This is a genomic window from Collinsella aerofaciens (genome assembly GCF_015558785.1).
Lineage (GTDB): Bacteria > Actinomycetota > Coriobacteriia > Coriobacteriales > Coriobacteriaceae > Collinsella > Collinsella aerofaciens_P.
Genome location: NZ_JADMOP010000001.1, coordinates 166,281 through 183,773, shown reverse-complemented (window position 1 = coordinate 183,773; position 17,493 = coordinate 166,281). Strand labels below are relative to the sequence as shown.

At 59.9% G+C, this 17,493-nt stretch carries 12 protein-coding genes; 3 read left to right on the top strand and 9 right to left on the bottom strand.

Features of this window, described 5'->3' with window-relative positions; all coding sequences use genetic code 11:
• Positions 1-11: 11 nt before the first annotated feature.
• Entirely contained in the window at positions 12-1,835 is a 1,824-nt protein-coding gene (kdpA, locus tag I2G40_RS00750; protein WP_195543851.1) for a potassium-transporting ATPase subunit KdpA, read from the bottom strand.
• Positions 1,836-2,169: 334 nt separating this feature from the next.
• Between kdpA and I2G40_RS09530 the strand changes: the two genes are divergently transcribed.
• Genes I2G40_RS09530 through I2G40_RS00740 form a run of 3 tightly spaced genes read left to right on the top strand, consistent with a single transcriptional unit; the run spans position 2,170 to position 5,601 of the window.
• Positions 2,170-2,955, top strand: coding sequence for a histidine kinase (locus tag I2G40_RS09530; protein ID WP_229090563.1), 786 nt, complete (start codon positions 2,170-2,172; stop codon positions 2,953-2,955).
• The gene (locus I2G40_RS00745) at positions 2,913-4,904 is read left to right on the top strand and encodes an ATP-binding protein (RefSeq protein WP_324252544.1); all 1,992 of its coding nucleotides are present in this window, start codon (positions 2,913-2,915) and stop codon (positions 4,902-4,904) included. Before I2G40_RS09530 ends, I2G40_RS00745 begins: the two co-directional genes overlap by 43 nt.
• Positions 4,897-5,601 carry a response regulator gene (locus tag I2G40_RS00740; RefSeq protein WP_195543850.1) on the top strand — a complete coding sequence of 235 codons (705 nt, stop codon included), beginning with the start codon at positions 4,897-4,899 and terminating at the stop codon, positions 5,599-5,601. Before I2G40_RS00745 ends, I2G40_RS00740 begins: the two co-directional genes overlap by 8 nt.
• A 98-nt stretch (positions 5,602-5,699) precedes the next feature.
• Here the strand turns inward: I2G40_RS00740 and I2G40_RS00735 are convergent, their stop codons facing one another.
• The 8 genes from I2G40_RS00735 to I2G40_RS00700 all read right to left on the bottom strand — a co-directional run bounded on the left by I2G40_RS00735 (position 5,700) and on the right by I2G40_RS00700 (position 17,417).
• On the bottom strand, positions 5,700-6,917 hold the full coding sequence (locus I2G40_RS00735; RefSeq protein WP_195543849.1) for an FAD-dependent oxidoreductase: 1,218 nt from the start codon (positions 6,915-6,917) through the stop codon (positions 5,700-5,702).
• A gap of 102 nt (positions 6,918-7,019) precedes the next feature.
• The gene (locus tag I2G40_RS00730; protein WP_195543848.1) at positions 7,020-7,925 is read right to left on the bottom strand and encodes a sugar phosphate isomerase/epimerase family protein; all 906 of its coding nucleotides are present in this window, start codon (positions 7,923-7,925) and stop codon (positions 7,020-7,022) included.
• Position 7,926: 1 nt separating this feature from the next.
• Positions 7,927-9,165, bottom strand: a complete 1,239-nt coding sequence (locus I2G40_RS00725; RefSeq protein WP_195543847.1) for a glycoside hydrolase family 88/105 protein — start codon at positions 9,163-9,165, stop codon at positions 7,927-7,929.
• Positions 9,166-9,272: 107 nt separating this feature from the next.
• On the bottom strand, positions 9,273-9,941 hold the full coding sequence (locus I2G40_RS00720) for an SGNH/GDSL hydrolase family protein (RefSeq protein WP_229090562.1): 669 nt from the start codon (positions 9,939-9,941) through the stop codon (positions 9,273-9,275).
• A 69-nt stretch (positions 9,942-10,010) separates the two neighbouring features.
• Positions 10,011-12,173 carry a pectinesterase family protein gene (locus tag I2G40_RS00715; RefSeq protein ID WP_195543846.1) on the bottom strand — a complete coding sequence of 721 codons (2,163 nt, stop codon included), beginning with the start codon at positions 12,171-12,173 and terminating at the stop codon, positions 10,011-10,013.
• Positions 12,174-12,310: 137 nt separating this feature from the next.
• Positions 12,311-13,906, bottom strand: coding sequence for a glycoside hydrolase family 28 protein (locus I2G40_RS00710; RefSeq protein ID WP_195543845.1), 1,596 nt, complete (start codon positions 13,904-13,906; stop codon positions 12,311-12,313).
• Between the two features lie 115 nt (positions 13,907-14,021).
• Positions 14,022-15,521 carry an MFS transporter gene (locus I2G40_RS00705; protein WP_267489487.1) on the bottom strand — a complete coding sequence of 500 codons (1,500 nt, stop codon included), beginning with the start codon at positions 15,519-15,521 and terminating at the stop codon, positions 14,022-14,024.
• 411 nt (positions 15,522-15,932) lie between these two features.
• Positions 15,933-17,417: a UxaA family hydrolase gene (locus tag I2G40_RS00700; protein WP_195543843.1), complete on the bottom strand. Its 1,485-nt coding sequence runs from the start codon at positions 17,415-17,417 to the stop codon at positions 15,933-15,935.
• Positions 17,418-17,493 lie beyond the last annotated feature (76 nt).

The following is a 17,493-nucleotide window of genomic DNA, read 5'->3' as shown; positions in this document are numbered from 1 at the left end:
CTGCGACTCCTTTACGCAACCATCTGGAAGAATTCGGCAACGGGACCAAGCGCCAACGCCGGGAAGAAGCTCAGGGCGCCAATCAGCAGAACGACGAATACCAGCAGGAACACGAACATGGCATTGGTGGTGGAAAGCGTGCCGGCGCCCTCGGCGACCTTGCCCTTCCCGGCCAGCGAGCCCGCGATGGCGAGCGTGCCCGCAATCGGCAGGAACCGCGCGAACAGCATCTCGATACCCAGCAGCACGTTGATCCACGGGATGTTGCAGTTCATGCCGGCGAATGAGGAGCCGTTGTTGCCGCCAGCCGAAGTAAGGGTGTACAGGACCTCGGAGAAGCCATGCGCCCCGCCGTTGTTGAGTTGGTCGACAAGACCGGGCACCATGCAGGCGATAGTGGAGCTCACCAGAATGGCGAACGGGGTGGCGAGACACAGAACCACCGCCCAGCGCATCTCGGTCGGCTCGATCTTCTTGCCCAGGAACTCGGGCGTGCGGCCGACCATAAGGCCGGCGATAAATACCGTGAGGATGGCGAAGCCGATCATGCCGTACAGGCCGCAGCCCACGCCGCCGAACACCACCTCGCCCAGCGCTATCTGGAGCATCTGGACAAACCCGCCGAGCGGGGTGTAGGAGTCGTGCATGGAGTTGACCGAGCCGTTGGAAGCAGCCGTCGTGAAAGCGGACCAGGTAGAAGAGGAGGCGATGCCAAAGCGGCTCTCCTTGCCCTCCATGTTGCCGCCCGCCTGGCCATCGGTCATCTCGATGTTGACCGCGCCGCCATCTGCCAGCTGCGGCGTACCCATATGCTCGTTAACGGCGATGATGCCGGTAAAGACCACGAGCAGGATAAACATCGCCGCGAAGATGGCCTTGCCCTGCCTGGCATTCTTGACACCGATGCCGAAGGTGAAGCAGCAGGCGACCGGAATCAGCAGCAAGCTGGTCATCTCGATGATGTTGGTGAAGGCATTGGGGTTCTCATACGGATGCGCAGAGTTCGCGCCAAAGAAGCCGCCGCCGTTGGTGCCGGATTGTTTGATGGCAACCTGGCTGGCCGCAGGACCCTGGGGCAAAAACTGCTCGGTGACCACGCGGGCGCCCTCGACGACCTTGCCGTCGACCTTGACCGTGTCGCCCTCGATCTGGGCGCCGTCGATAACGCTCCAACCGCCGTCTGCATTAGGCTGGACAGCAACGGGCTCTACGAGCTCAGCCTTCTGAGCCGGCTGAAAATTGGAGATAACGCCACCGGCAGCCAGGCAGATGCCGAACACGAGGTTCAGCGGGAGGAGCACATACAGGACGGTGCGGGTGAGGTCGACCCAGAAGGAACCCAGACCCTGCTCCTTGACCTGACGGAAACCGCGGATGAGCGCGAACATGACCGCAATACCGGTGCCGGCGGACAAGAAGTTTTGCACGGTGAGGCCCATGAACTGCACAAAGTAGGACAGGGTGGTCTCACCGGAATAGGATTGCCAGTTGGTGTTGGTTATGAAGGAAGCAGCCGTATTAAACGACAGGTCCCATGACACACCCGGCAGGTGCTGGGGATTGCCTGGCAAGAAAGACTGAAGCACCTGGAGTGTCACAAGAGCCACGAGGCCGATCCCCGAAAAGACCAGCACGCTCGCCAGATAGCGCCTACACCCCATCTGCTCTGCCGCGTCGATGCGAAGCAGACGATAGACGCCACGCTCCACAGGAGCAATCACAGGCGACAGGAACGTATGCTCACCATCCATGATATGGGCCATGAACCGACCGAGCGGAACGGCCAAGACGACGAGCACGGCAAAGTACAAGATGTACTGAATCGCAGCATCCATAGTTTACGAATCACTCCTCATCAGAATGTAGATGTAATAGATAAAGAGTCCAATGCAGACGACTCCGATGATGGGACTGAGGATGTCCATTTACCGCCCCTTTCACGCGCGGTCCGATGTCTCGGACGCCTGCTCTCGCAAGCGTCTGGGGACAGTAAACGCTTCTAGGGATTAAAGAGGCGTGAGGGCCGGGGCTCACGTCCTTAAGATGCCGTAAAGATGCAGGTAGAAAGCACTATTGCGGCTGCAGTGCGCCTATACTCGACCACGCGAGCATACAGTGGCGTCCTCACCGCGTATGCACGCATGGACAACGCTTCAGAAAGGCTACGCTATGCAGCGCGACGCATCGGACACTCGCGTCAATCCAGACCTCATCCTCAAGGCAATTGAGAAAGACGAGGTCGCCGATGACGCTCGAACCAGCCGGGGACACCTCAAGATTTTCTTTGGCTACGCTGCCGGCGTAGGCAAAACCTATGCGATGCTTCAAGCCGCCCACGCCGCCAAGCGGCGAGGTGTCGACGTCGTCGCGGGATACATCGAGCCGCACGAACGTCCGGCAACCGCCCATCTTGCACAAGGGCTTGAGAACGTGCCCTGTAAACTCATCGAGCACAATGGCATTGCGCTCAGCGAGTTCGACCTAGATGCGGCTATCGAACGCGCCCCTCAGCTCATCCTTGTCGACGAGCTCGCCCATACGAATGCGCCGGGGTCTCGCCACGACAAACGCTATCGAGACGTCGAGGAACTTCTACATGCGGGCATCGACGTCTATACGACCGTGAACGTTCAGCATATCGAGAGCCTAAACGACATGGTTGCATCCATCACCGGCGTTGTCGTGAGCGAACGAATCCCCGACCGTATCTTCGATGATGCCGACCAGGTCGAGCTCGTCGACATAGAGCCCGAAGACCTACTTGAGCGCCTTCGCGCCGGTCTCGTCTACCGTCCCGCACAAGCCGACCGAGCGCAACAACATTTTTTACCGTCGAGAACCTCACCGCACTCCGAGAAATCGCGCTGCGCCGCTGCGCCGATCGCACCGGCCACCTCACAGACGCCGCACGCGTGCTGGGAAACCGTGACTACTACACCAGGGAGCGTATCTTAGTCTGCGTCTCCCCGGCGCCGACCAATCCCCGCATCGTCCGTGCCGCAGCGCGCATGGCGAAAGCGTTTCGCAGCGAGCTCGTCGCCCTGTTCGTAGAGAGCCCGCACACGCAAGCCATGAGCGATAATGAGCGCACCAAGCTTGCAGCCAATATCGCCCTAGCCGAGCAGCTCGGAGCACATATGGAAACCGTCTATGGCGACGACATCGCGTTTCAGATCTCCGAGTTCGCGCGCCTGTCGGGTATTTCGAAGATCGTCATGGGGCGCACGGGCGAGCGCAGCAGCGTCCGTCAGGCCCTCTTTGGCCGCAAATCTCTCGTAGAACAGCTCATAACATTCGCCCCGAACCTCGACATTTACATCATTCCAGACCAGTCGACTCCGCCCTCCCGGCCCAAAGGACGCCGCCGTGCACTCGCCCTGCAGCCGCCCAGCAGCCGAAACGTGCTTCGCACGCTGGCCCTCTCTCTTGTCGCCACGGCGATCGGCACGGCTTTCCGCCATCTGGGATTTGCCGATTCCAGCATCATATCCCTCTATATCCTCACGGCCCTGCTGACCGCCGTCACCACGACGGGGCGTATCTGCACGATCGTATCGAGCGTGCTCTCTGTAGTGCTTTACAACTTCTGCTTCGTCACGCCTCTGTTTTCGCTCGCCAGCTACGACCGAAGCTATCTGGTCACGTTCGGCATCATGTTCGCTACCGCTATGGTCGCCGGCGAGTTAACTGCACGCATCGCCGACAACGCCCGTACCTCCGCCGAGAACGCATTCAAAACGCGCGTACTCCTCGAAACGAACCAGCTCTTGCAGCAAGCCCATAGCGCGGAGGAGTGCGCCCGCGTCGCCATGAACCAACTCATCAAACTGCTAAAACTCGACGTGGTCTTCTACACCGCCGAACACGGCACGCTCGGCAAGGCGCTCTATGAGTCCGCTGGCACCGAAAACCGATCCGCGTCGCTGCTCACCGACTACGAGCGCGCCGTTGCAACCTGGACCTACACCAACAACAAGCGCGCGGGCGCAAGCACGCGGACCCTGCCTGAGACGCGCTGTCTCTACCTCGCGGTTCGCACCGGCGACAAGGTATTCGGTGTCATCGGCATCGCCCTGGAGGGGCGCGAGATCGAAGCCTTCGAGCATTCGATCGTCCTATCTATCGTAGGTGAATGCGCCTTGGCGCTCGAAAGCGACCGGGCGGCGCAAGAGCGCGAAGAGGCTGCGGTCTTGGCGAAAAACGAGCAGCTGCGCGCCAACCTTTTGCGCTCCATCGGCCACGATTTGAGAACACCCCTCACGGCTATATCCGGATCTGCGGCAATCCTTCGGAAGAGCGACGAAAAGCTCAGCCTCGAACAACGCTGCGATCTTGCCGATGCCATCTACGACGACTCCCTCTGGCTTATCGATACCGTGGAGAACCTCCTCGCCATCACACGCGTCGAGGACGGCACCATTCGCCTCAACTTCACATCCGAGCTCATCGACGAGGTCATCGAGGCCGCCCTCAGCCATGTCGCCCAAGCATCGCATGGACATACCGTCACCATCGAGCACACTGACGACATCCTGCTGGTGCGCATCGACGTCCATCTCATCATGCAGGTGCTTACGAATCTCATCATGAACGCCTTCAAATACACGCCCGAGGACTCGACTGTCACCATCAGCGCACGTCGCGAGGGTGCGTTCGTCGTCGTGGACGTCGCAGACGATGGGCCGGGTGTGGCAGACTGCGACAAGCCTCATATCTTTGAGCGTTTCTTCACCTCAAGCAATACGCAGCCCGTGGATTCGCGTCGAAGCATCGGCCTTGGGCTGTCGCTCTGCCGCTCCATCGTGGAGGCGCATGGCGGCGTCATCGAAGTTCGCGACAACCACCCCCATGGGGCCGTCTTCCGTTTTACCCTGCCCGCCGAGGAGATCGAGATTCATGAATAATGCCGCTAAGTCACGCATCCTCCTGGTCGAAGATGACCTGACCGTTCAAAACCTCGTTTCGACCGCGCTTGACCTCCACGGCTATGTCGTGAGCAAGGTTTGCAACGGCCAGGCCGCCATCATGGATGCGGTGTCGCACGGCCCCAGCCTCATCATGCTCGACCTCGGCCTTCCCGACATTGACGGTATCGAGGTCATCACGAAAATCCGAAGCTGGTCGGCAGTCCCCATTATCGTCATTTCGGCGCGCACCGAAGATTCCGACAAGATTGCAGCACTTGACGCAGGGGCAGACGACTACCTCACCAAGCCCTTTTCTGTGGATGAGTTGCTCGCGCGCGTCCGTGCGAATTTGAGGCGCTCCTCGATGACGTCGAGCGAGTCGACAGAAGCGAGCACGTTCGACAACGGTCCGCTGCATATCGACTACGCCGCGGGATACGCGACGAAAGACGGAAGCGAGCTCTCGCTCACCCCAACCGAGTACAAATTGCTCGTCCTTCTGGCAAAAAACGTCGACAAGGTGCTCACCCACACCTTCATCACCCGCGAGATATGGGGCACGAGCTGGGACAGCGATCTGGCGAGCTTACGCGTGTTCATGCGCACCCTGCGCAAGAAGATCGAGGCAGACCCCTCTCACCCCAAGATGATTCAGACGCACATGGGTGTCGGGTACCGCATGCAGCGCCTCTAGCCCACCTCACAAAAAAAGTTGCGGTGGAATACGGAGTAGATGAGGCTTTTGACAGCCAAAACAGTCCGTATTTCACCGCAACTAATGGATGGGATGTGTTAGAGACCCAAATAGGCAGTCATGCCTTCGACGGCGAGCTTGGCGCCTGCCACGGCATGAACCACGGTGAGCGGGCCGTTAACCACGTCGCCGGCGGCAAAGACGCCAGGCACGGTGGTCATACCGTACTCGTCGACCGAAAGAAGGCCGCGATGATCGGTCTCCAGACCGCCCGTCGTAAGCACAAGCTTGTCCTTGGGCACCTGCGAAGCCGCGATCACAACTGTGTCGGCGGACACATGGTCGAGCTCTTCCTCATAGCCCACCACGTTGTTGTCCTCGTCAAAGATAGCCGTCTCGAACACCGGACCGTTATCATCGATGGCGCAGATCGCCTTGCCGCGCACAATCTCGGCACCGTCAAGCTCGGTCAGCTCCACCTCGTCATCGATGGCAGAGATATGGCGCGATCGGGCATACACAGTGACCTTGCGGGCACCCGAGCGCAGGGCCGTGCGGGCAACATCCATGGCCACATTGCCGGCGCCGATAACCGCCACGTTCTGCCCGATTGCCACGCTCGTGGGATCGACCAGATAATCGATACCAAACAGCACGTTGCCGCGCGACTCGCCGGGAATACCCAGCTTTCGAGCTCGCCAGGTACCAGTACCGACAAAGACCGCATCGTAGCCGTCGCGCAGCAGGTCGTCGATATGCAGCGCGCCACCGATGGTGGTCGAGGGGCGCACGCGCACGCCAAGCGAGCACATCACGTGGCGATACTTTTGCACGAGCGCACGGGGCAGGCGGAACTCGGGGATACCGTACTCCAGCACACCGCCGATCTCGGGCCGCTGCTCAAAAACAGTGACGGCGCAACCCAGCTGCGCCATCTTAATTGCCACGGTAATGCCGGCTGGGCCGGAGCCGACCACAGCGACCTGCTTGCCACACGACGGCGCGGGCGTCCACTCCTTACGATCCAAATACGCTGTCGAGATATAGTTCTCGATGCTCGAGAAATGCACCGGCGCGCCCTTGCGGCCCTGGATGCAAGCGCCCTCGCACTGGCCCGAATGATTGCACACCATGGAGCAGACCGCGCTCATGGGATTGTTCTGGAACAATAGCTCGCCCGCCTCTTCTAGACGACGCTGTTTGAACAGGTCGATGACCTGCGGAATAGGCGTCTGAACCGGGCAGCCCTTAATCTGACAGAACGCCCTTTTACAACCTAGGCAACGATTCGCCTCTTCGACAATGTGGATAGCCACGCAACTCCCCTTTTTGATTCAATCCAATGGGGCGACGATAAAGATCCTTCACCGCTGCCCCAGTCAGGCAAATTTAATCGACCGCCACGGCAAAAGCCGATGCTACAACTCGCAATGCGGAGCCCCGCAGCGAGCGGACATGTGCTCGAGTGTCGCTAGGCAGTCAGCCGCCGTCGACGGCACGCTGTTCTCGACCACACAGGGAATCCCAGGGCAGGCGGCAGCCGCCCAGGCCACCACGGGCTCAAAGTCATAGCGCCCCGTCTCGCCCACGCCGTGACACACCAGGCGCGAACCCGTACCGTCGCACCAACCGGCTTTGTCCTCGTTGTCGACGACCTCAAAATCCTTGGCGTGCAGCACGCGAATCTTGCTGCCGCATAAGTAGAGCATGCGCGCTGTGATTTCCTGCGCTTCGTCAACGACACTGGGGTGCAGCAGCGACACTGGGTCATAGATCACGCCGAGCGACGGGCTCGAGACGCGCTCCAGCACCTCACGGCAGCGATCTGGCGTATTAACCGTCTCGTTCCAACCGGGCTCGATCAGTATTTGCCCACCCACGGCCTCGGCCCGATCGCAGACGCGTGCAAGCCCGTCTGCAAACGTATCGAGTGCCTCGTCGGTCATGCGGTCGTCCGCGACGCGGTTCTGCGCATTGGGGCGACCGGTCTCGGTGCCAACCGGGCATCCGCCGAGCATCTGGGCAAAGTTCAAGCATGCCTCGTACTCGGCAAAGTTATCCATGAGCTGTTGGCGATCGGGCGTCGCCAGATTCTTATAGCAGCCGAGCACGGCGACCGAAACGCCCGCCTCGTCGAGCACCGCACGCAAATGGTCGGCAAGCTCGCGGGTCAGGCCGCCTCGATCGATTCCCATCGATGCGTAGAGCACCTTGCTCGGCAGCTGAATGCACGAAAAGCCCAGCTCTCCCGCCATGCGAATGCGTTCCTCGACGGTTCCCTGCGGAAGGTCGTGCAAACGTACGCCCAGAGTAATAGCCCCCACGTTATTCACATCCCTTATGAGCGTTGATGCCCGGGGTGTATCCGCCAAACGGGTCCTCGATGGAGCACACGCCCGAGGGGGCGAGCGGATCGCGCTTACCGGCCAGCTTGTCGTGATGCATGGTCTCGATATAGGCAAGCACCAGCGGCGCCACACCCTTTGCATCATTTTTGACCACGGGCTCGCTCATGTAGTAATCAAACGTGCCCTCGCGGTGCGCGGTGTTGCCCAGGCCCGCAACCAGGCAGATGTTGTCGAGCGCCAGCTGCCCGTCATACTCGGACAGGCAGGTCTCGCAGATGCCGTCGAAGGCGCGACGGCCGTACTGGTAGTAACGCTCGCCCAGCACGCCCAGACGCACGCCCTTCATGATGGCGTTGGCAAAGATGGCGCTGCCCGACTCCTCCAGGTAGTTGGGGGCGATATTGGGCAGGTTGATGACCTGGTGCCACATGCCGGTCTTCTCGTCCTGATACGGCAGCATGGCGTCGATCAGATCGTGGAACATCTTGCGGATCTCGTCCTTCTCGGCCGACATCGAAGGCGGCATAAGCTCCCAGGTGTCGATGAGCGCCATGGCAAACCAGCCCTCGGCGCGCAGCCAGAAGTTAGCCGAAAGGCCGGTGACCGGGTCGCACCAGAACTGTTTGCGGCTCGCGTCGTAAGCGTGATAGTACAGACCGTTGAGGGGGTTGCGCATCAGGTCATGCACAACCTGGAACATATGGAAGCTGTCCGAGCAGGCACGACGGTTGTGGAAGCTCAGCTCATACTGCATGTAGAACGGCTGCGCCATATACATGCCGTCGAGCCAGATCTGGTTGGGATAGACGGCCTTGTGCCAAAACACGCCCTCTTTGGTACGCGGCTGGGTTTCGAGCTGACGATAGATGGTATCCATGGCGGCGCGATACTTGGGCTTGCCCACCAGGTCATAGAGCTTGTAGAGGGTCTTGCCCGCATTGACGTTATCGAGGTTGTACTCCTGCGGGTTGTAATGCTTGATGGTGCCGTCGTCCTGGACAAAGAAATCGATATAGTCGTCGGCAAAGGTCAGGTAGCGCTGCTCGCCCGTGATCTCGTACAGTTCGATGAGCGCCTTGATCATGCAGCCGTCGATATAGTTCCAGGTGTTCTCCTTACCGGCACGAATCTTTTCGATATTCCAAGCCGGCGCCTGCGGCGTAGAGGTTTCGATCAACTGCTCGATATAACGGTCCAGGATTTGATTGCAACCCATTGCTGTCCCCTCTGACGTTAATGATAGGTGAACGTTACCCCTAGTGTAACGCGAACGGGGAATATAGGGTGAACGTTAACCCTATATTCCCCGCAAACGGCAGACTTTTAGCGGCAAACGGCGGTGAGACCCGCGGCGATGCGATGCGCCAGGCGCTCATAGCCGGCAGGACTGTAATGCAGACCGTCCGGCATATAGAGCTCGCGGTGCTCCGGCAAAAACGGGCTGATGCCGCTTTGCGCATACAGGTCAATCACCGGCACGGAGTAGCGGTCGCAGACTTCAAGCATCGCTCGCACGTAGGCGGCCTGCGTCAACCCCAGGTGGTTGAGCTCGTCGCTTGCCGGGATATCCTTCTCGTGCTTACCACTCGTCTTGCATGGCGTCATAAACACGAGCTTTGCCTGAGGTGAGCGCGCCGTGATGGTTCGGATCAGATAGTCGACCGCACCATAGAACTCATGCACATCGGTGCTGCCCAACTCGCCAAGCGGCACGTTGCGGCTAAAGTCGTTAACGCCGCCAAAGACAACATAGACATCGGCCGCATCGTCGATGCCGTCCAAGCGCTCGACAAATGAATCGCTGCGGTCGGCCTTGATGGCGATACGCGAACCCTTGATGCCAAAGTTCTCGACGACTGCACCTCCCAGCAACGCGCCCAGATGCGAAGTCCAAGAGATGTCGTTGCCGCCTGCGCCGCATCCGTTATCCCCCCATGTGGTCGAATCGCCAAAGCAGCAAATGGTCGATTCACTCAAGTTCTTCGTTTCCATAATCTTCTCCTCATCCGCCCATTGGCGGCCATACAGGTACGTACCGTTTATTTGCAGCATGCCGAGGGGCTATGCACGGTCGCATTTCGCAACGTGCGAATCGAGCCATTCGATATCCTCGACAAGATGTGTCACTCCCAGATGGTGTTCACCCGGACACACCTCGTGCCGCAGGCCATCTCTGCGACTCAGCAACTTGTAGGCATCGAGCACGATCTCGAGCTGTTCATCGACATTTTTCAGCCCGCGCGAACCGTTCAGATGATCTTCTTCGCAGCTCTGCACTAACAACGGGCGCGGCGCAATAAGCGAGGCAATATCGCCCATGTCGAGCAAGCGCCAAAGTCCGGGTGTGTAGTTGCAGCTGCAATTGCCGTTGAGGTGCAGCAGCGAATCATCGACACCGTACAGGTAGCCCGAGACAAACGTCTTACATACGCGTGGGTCGAGCGCCGCCAGATACAGCGTCATGTATCCGCCGCCCGAAAAGCCAAAACAGCCCAGGTCGTCCATGGCAATGTCGCCGCGCGCCTCTAGGTAATCGATCAGACGCATGTTATCCCAGGCGTTGAGACCCGCAACGGTAAGTCCCAGCGGCTCGGCCATGCGCGCCTGGTTTAGGCACGTGCCGCGCAGAAAGCTGTTCTCGTCATCGCCCTGGCCCTTCCAGTCACGACGGTATCCCCAACCGCGTGCGTCGGGGCAGACGGTCACGTAACCCATACGCGCCAAACGCAGACCGTAGTCGTAATTGAACTTACGCACAGCATCATCGACCGCCGGCACGCCCGTCACGCCCGCAACACTTGCGGCGCCTGCTCCCTGATGGCCATGCGGGCAGATATAGCAACACTTGCGGCCGTGTGCATCGAGCTTAGGCGACTGCGGCTCGAGCAGGTAGAACGGCATCCAAACATCGCGCTCGACCTGCAACATCGCATGGGTGCGCACGATGCCGCCGGCAACCCGCACGCGGCTGAGCTCACGAATCTCAATCGGGACGCGGTCCATAAGCGAAAGGCCCAAAACATCGTACAGACGAGTCCTGGTCGCAATCTTCCATGCCTCAAAATCTGCAGGAGTCTTGCCCGTAAAAGCAGCCGAACGCCCCTCGCGCTTCAGCCGGGCACGCAGCGCAGGTTCGTCTTCGCAGTACGTCTCGATGTGCACGGTGCGGCCGTTGGCAGACAGTTCAGCCGTCTCAACCGCATCACCGTCGCCGCCCTCGGGATCCCAGCCATCCCCACCGGCAAGCACCTGCTCGCGAGCGTACCCGGCGGCAGCCATCACATCGAGTTCATTCGCCCACGGCACCCAGCCGGTAGTATCACCCGCCGGCCCATGCAGAATCGCGCCAGCATACTGCACGCAGTTGTGTGCCGTCGGCTTATTCCAATCCCACCAGCCTTCGCGCTTGATATGTCGCCCCAGCCAGCAATCGATCAGCACAGTTTGCGCCCATTCGCGCCAAGGACGACCCAGGTAGACCGAATCCGGCGCCACGCCATCCGGAGCTGTAAACGAACAGCCGTGGAACACAAAGCCGTGCGGCTCGCCTTCGGGCGTCGACGCCGCCGTCACGTAGCCGTTCACGTCCATATCGCGGTTGAGCGAGCGAATCTCGCACCCCTCAAAGTAGGCACGCGCGCCGCCAAAGATAAAGTCGACATCGCCCTCGATCCGGCAACGTCGAAAATACTGGCGCCCCACCCGGCGCGGCGCATACTGTTTGGGTCCTATAAACCCGCCCGGTTTGGCCTCATGCGGCGGCAGCGGACCCAAAAACAGCGTGTCTTGGTGTCCCTTAATGCAGCAGGCATCGACAACCAGACGGTCGCCATCAGCATACAGGGCAATCGCTTGACCGACCTCGCGCCCATCGCCCGCATCGTTTTCGATCGTGAGGTTCTCGAGCCGTACGTCGTCGGCATCGACCAAAACGGTATAGGTCCTAAACGTGCCGAGCGTGCCGTCGACGCCCGAGCCGTCCTCCGAAGGCATCTTGGCACCCAGGCTGCCCACGATACGCACGCTGTCGGCCGTCTCTCCCTCAATCGTCACATGCGGGCGATGAATCTCGACCCGTTCGCGGTACTCACCCGGCTCGATATGGATTGTCACCGGCCGTCCGTCATTCGGACAGGATTCGTCAATTGCCTCCAAGGCCTTAGAGATACTGTGATATGCCCCCGCACGCTCGGGCGAAACCTCAAAAAATCGTCTCTCACTCATCATCAGTCACCGCGTCCTTTCGTCGTAGACCGTCTACGTTGCAGTTTCGGCATATAAAAAGTTCGCGCAATGGGTCGGGAAGGCCCTGCCCATCGCGCGCCACGACATACCGAATGTAATTGTTTAGGAGCAAACGCCTACGCACGGATAACCTTGTCGACGTTCTGGAGCTGCAGTTCCTCGCCGTCCTGCCCCTCGATCACCACATTTTGCAGGTCGAGTACCTTGACGTTTTGCGCGATGATGCCCTGGCGCACCATGGGCTCAACGCCGAAGGCCATGGCCGGGACAAAGGGCTCGGCATCCGGCGCGAAGGTCACGTGGACATCCTGGAACGTCAGGCGCGTCACTTTGCTCTCGGGCAGGCCCGTGATGTAAGCAGCAGCCGCGTGGCAGTTAGTAGCCTCGATATCACAAAACGTCGTGGCACCAAAGCCAGGTGTGCGGTCGTCGACGGGCAGTGCCTCGCGAGACTGCACGTAGTCGGTCTTGCCGTCCTTGTCGCAGAAGTAGAACGAGTTGACCACGAAGGGCGTGAGCACCTCGTCCATGCGAATGTGCTCAAAGGTAATGCCCTCGTTGACGGCGTCCTTGCCGCGCCCGCGGCGGGTCTTGACGCGCAGGCCGCGGTCGGTGCGTTCAAAGAGGCACTTGCTCACGGTAAGGTCCTTGATGCCGCCGGCAGCCTCTGAACCCAGGACCACGGCGCCGTGACCATCGTGCATGTAGCAGTGAGAGATCAGCACGTCGTGCGTGGCGGGACGAAGCTCGGGCTCAATGCCCAGCTTGCCGCTCTTGATGGCGATGCAGTCGTCGCCCACCGAGAACTGACAGCCAAGGATGCGGACAAAGCCGCAGCTCTCGGGATCGAAACCGTCGGTGTTGTGGGAGTTCTTGGGGCCCTCGATGGACAGGCAGAGCGCATCGACGTGCTCGCACAGGATGGGGTGGATGTTCCACGCCGGGCTGTTGCGGACGGTGAAGCCGGCCAAGCTCACGTTTTGGCACTCGGACAGGAAAATCATGCGCGGGCGGGCGACCTCGCGGCCCTCCTCAGGACGGAAGATGTTCTTAAAGTCCTTGTTCCACCAGTTGTCCTCGGCAAAATCAGTCTGACCGTCGATCGCGCCGCGACCATAGATGCACACGTCGTGCACGCTCAGACCCGTAAAGGTAGAGCAGTAGGTCGAGAAGCTCTCGCCCTCCCAGCGGCCCAGGGGCAGCATATCGGTGCCGGCATACCCGGCACCCTCGTTGCCCGTGACCGTTCCCGGAATGTAGGCAAGCGCGGCACGATCGTGGCGGGCCAGCAGCACCGCTCCCTCGGCGAGCTCGATGTTGATATTGCTCTTAAGGAAGAGGGACTTGATACGATAGCTGCCGGCGGGAATCAGCACGCGCCCGTCCTTGGGACAGGCCATGATGGCAGCCTGGATGTTGGTGGTGTCATCATGCTCGGCATCGCCCTTGGCGCCACAGTCGCGAACGTTGATGGTAAAAGGCTCAGCCGGCGTGGTGACACCTACGCTCAGCTCACGCTCGCCACAAACAAAACGAACCAGGTTGCGCTTGCCGGGGGTCAGGCCGTCGACATAGGTCTCGACCGTATTCGTGGTACCGGCAGGCTCGTCGTTGACAAAGATCTCCCACGTATCGGCACAGGTAAAGTAGCCGCCGTCGTCAAGCTCGATAACCGCCGCGCGGGCGTTGCGCCAGATAACGTTCGTCTCCATGGATTTCTCCCTCAAAAAGATGCTCTAAAGGCAAATTGTACGCTGTTGAAAAAGGGCCGTGCCTGCCGGCGGAATTCCGGTGGCACGGCCCTGTGATTTGGACGATATGTCGGCCTTACTCGGCGGGAGTTACGCTACCGTCCTGGAAGCCAACGTTGTTGTGGGCAAAGCAGTCCTCGTACTTAAAGCCGGAGAGCTCCTCGCAAAGCGCCTTGACCTCGGGGTTGACGTCGGCCATCTTGCCGCCCTCCTTGACGCGGCGGATCTCGTCGCAAAGGACGTCGCACTGCTCCTTGTCAATCTTGATGCCGCGGGCAAGGACAGCCGCGAGCAGGAAGAAGCCGGCGCAGCCGATGAGCATGTAGCCGCAGATGTACAGAGGCACGGTGGCGGGCTGGGTCACGGCGTCGCTGTTGCCGGCGGTCTGAATGAAGCCGGAGGCAGCAAGGACGATGGCCCATGCGTTAACGGCGATAGCCTGGGCGATCTGCTGGCAGAGCTGCTGAGCGGAGCTGTAGATGCCCTCGCGACGACGCAGGGTGATGAGCTCATCGACATCGGGGATGTAGTTGAGCAGAACATCGGGCAGGTACTGGAAGCCGACGTAGAAGAACTTCCAGATGGCGAAGATGATGGGGTAGGCGATCATGGCGATGGCGACCGTGGAGGTGCCATTGATCTGACCAAAGGCGAAGTAGTTGTAGGCAATGATGCACGCAGCGCAACCGACATTTGCGAGGTACCAAGACTTGTGGAAGCCCTTCTTGGCCATGAGGGCAACCCAGATGGCGGTGCAGACGATAGCGACGACCTTGCCAGGCATCTCCATCACGGACTCGTAGGACTTAGGAATCTGCAGGCAGTAGACGATGAAGAAGGACAGGCAGGCAGACCAGCAGGCAGCAGCGAGCTTCGTGGAGACCTGTGCATACAGGACCTTGCGGAAGGACTTGTTGCGGAAGGTGGAGATAACGTCCACAAAGAACTTCTTGATGCCCTCGCCGACGCTCTCGATCTTCTCCTGAGCGACCTCCTCGGGGGTGTGCTCCCACGTGGACAGGTACACGCAGAGCAGCGAGATTGCCATGACCGAAGCGTTGACCGTAGCGATGATGAAGTAGCTGAACGGGTTGGTCTCGCCGAAGGTGCCAAAGCCGAAGCCCACAAGTGCAGCCATCAGGAAGCCGGCGGCGTTACCAAAGAGATGCTTGTAGCCGGTGAGGTACGTACGCTCCTTAAAGTCGTCGGTCATCTCGATGGTAAGCGGCGACAGGTTGGCGGTGCAGAACGTGTACGCGACGTTGTAGATCAGGTACAGCACAAAGTAGTACGGGAAGCCAAACGGCGTAGCCACGAAGATGAGCGGCTCGGCGATCATCATCGGGATGGCCAGCAAGATCCAGAAACGACGACGACCAAAAATGCGGCCAATCTTGGTGGCATAGAAGTTATCGGCCACAAAGCCCATCAGCGGGCAAAGAATGGCGTTGACATAGATGGCAAACGAGCTGATCAGTGCAGCCTCGCCTGCGGACAGGCCACACTCCGTGGACAGGAACAGCACCATGTAGCTGTGCGTAAAGGTCAGGGCACCGGAATTGAGCATACCGCCCATACCAAAGCCCAAGCGCGTCCAGAATGTGATCTTACGCTTTTTTCCGATCTTATTAGCATCGAGCTCCCTCTCTTTTCTCGATTGTCTTGTAACAAGACAGTTGAGTCCACACTGACATCTGTCTGCCCAGCGTTCAGGGTGAACGTTTAGTTAGATTATGCGCGATTGCTTACGACAGGTGAACGTTCACTTGAATAATATCCTTGAACGGTCGATTTTTACCGCTGAACGGACACAATTGAGATCCTCACACCTATTTTCTGCTGGTAAGGGTGCCATGCTGGACAGCCATGAGATAGGTGAACGTTTATCAGATTTTCCAACATATTCACTTAACCACAAAACGAAACCCCGCCGGGAACACTCCCGACGGGGCCGACGACATCGCGCTACGCTTGGGTGCATTTGCCACTACAGGCAGACGCCGTCCTTCCAGATGCTGATCTCGTGACAGCCACGGCGCTCGGCACTCGTGAGTTTACCGCTCGCCGTCTCCAGCACCAGCTGGTATAGATCGTGAGCAGCCTCGTCAAGCGTGCGCTCACCCGTGGCAATCACGCCGGCGTTAAAGTCCATCCAGTTGGCCTTGTGGTCGCACAGACGCTGATTGGTGAACACCTTGAGGGTAGGCGCCGGCGCGCCAAACGGTGTGCCGCGGCCGGTCGAGAACAGAATCACGTGGCAGCCGGCAGCCGTCAACGCCGTGGTGGATACCATGTCGTTGCCCGGACCGCACAGCATGTTCAGGCCGTGTTTATTTGCCTGGCCGGCATACGGCAGCACGTCGACGATGGGGGCAGATCCGCCCTTTTGCACGCAGCCGCAGCTCTTGTCCTCGAGCGTGGTAATACCGCCGTCCTTGTTGCCGGGGCTCGGGTTCTCGTAGACGACCTCGCCGTGGCTAATAAAGTAGTCCTTAAAGCCATTGAGCATGTCGGAAGCGGCGTTAAAGACCTGCTCGTTCTCACAGCGATCGAGCAGGATACTCTCGGCGCCAAACATCTCGGGCACCTCGGTAAGCACCGACGTGCCGCCGCGGGCGACAACCATATCACTCACGCGACCGATCGTGGGATTGGCGGTAATGCCCGAAAGACCGTCGGAGCCGCCGCACTTAAGTCCAATAACCAGCTCGGAGGCCGGAATGGGCTCGCGCTTGGCTTGCTTGGCGAGGTCTGCCAGCTCGGCCAGAATCTTGTGGCCCTCGACCTGCTCGTCGGCAACGTCCTGGCAGGTGAGGAAGCGGACGCGCTCGTGATCGAAGTCACCGAGCTCGTCGAGCACCTGCTGGTGTGTGCAGTTCTCGCAACCGAGCGACAGGAACAGCACACCGGCCGCATTAGGATGACGCGAGAGCGCCACCAGCAGACGACGCGTCTGGACATGGTCGGCGCCGGTCTGCGAGCAGCCAAAGGGATGCGGGAAGTAGTAAACACCCTCCAGCGAGCCATCGACCAGATCCTGGGCCTGCTCACACATGGCACGGGCGACTTCGTTGACACAGCCGACCGTGGGGATGATCCACAGCTCATTACGCGTCGCGGCACGACCGTCGGCGCGGCGGAAGCCCATAAAGGTCTCAGGCTCAACGGGATCCACGACCGGATGCGTGGGGTTGTAGGCGTACTCGACCTCGTCCGAAAGGTTGGTCTTCACATTGTGCGTGTGGAGCCACTGACCGGGCTGGACATCGCCCGTCACATGGCCGATAGGAAGGCCGTACTTAATGACGTCCTCGCCGGCGGCAATCGCGCGCACCGCCATCTTATGGCCCTGCGGAATATCCTCCACGGCCACGACCTCGCCCACCCCGGGAACCGCGACGGCGGTGCCCTTGGCAAGCGGCGACAGCGCGACGATCACGTTGTCGGCCGGATTGATCTGGATAGTGTTCATTGCAAATGGTCCTAACCCTACAGGTTGAGCAGAAGTCGAGACGCGGGCACGCCGTCCCGCGCCCGCGTCTGCGCCG

Excerpts from the sequence above, each read along its gene's own strand:
- I2G40_RS00700 (WP_195543843.1), bottom strand. The coding sequence starts at position 17,417 with ATGAACACTATCCAGATCAATCCGGCCGACAACGTGATCGTCGCGCTG.
- I2G40_RS09530 (WP_229090563.1), top strand. The coding sequence starts at position 2,170 with ATGCAGCGCGACGCATCGGACACTCGCGTCAATCCAGACCTCATCCTC.
- kdpA (WP_195543851.1), bottom strand. The coding sequence starts at position 1,835 with ATGGATGCTGCGATTCAGTACATCTTGTACTTTGCCGTGCTCGTCGTC.
- I2G40_RS00710 (WP_195543845.1), bottom strand. The coding sequence starts at position 13,906 with ATGGAGACGAACGTTATCTGGCGCAACGCCCGCGCGGCGGTTATCGAG.
- I2G40_RS00720 (WP_229090562.1), bottom strand. The coding sequence starts at position 9,941 with ATGGAAACGAAGAACTTGAGTGAATCGACCATTTGCTGCTTTGGCGAT.
- I2G40_RS00740 (WP_195543850.1), top strand. The coding sequence starts at position 4,897 with ATGAATAATGCCGCTAAGTCACGCATCCTCCTGGTCGAAGATGACCTG.
- I2G40_RS00705 (WP_267489487.1), bottom strand. The coding sequence starts at position 15,521 with ATGGGCGGTATGCTCAATTCCGGTGCCCTGACCTTTACGCACAGCTAC.
- I2G40_RS00715 (WP_195543846.1), bottom strand. The coding sequence starts at position 12,173 with ATGAGTGAGAGACGATTTTTTGAGGTTTCGCCCGAGCGTGCGGGGGCA.
- I2G40_RS00725 (WP_195543847.1), bottom strand. The coding sequence starts at position 9,165 with ATGGGTTGCAATCAAATCCTGGACCGTTATATCGAGCAGTTGATCGAA.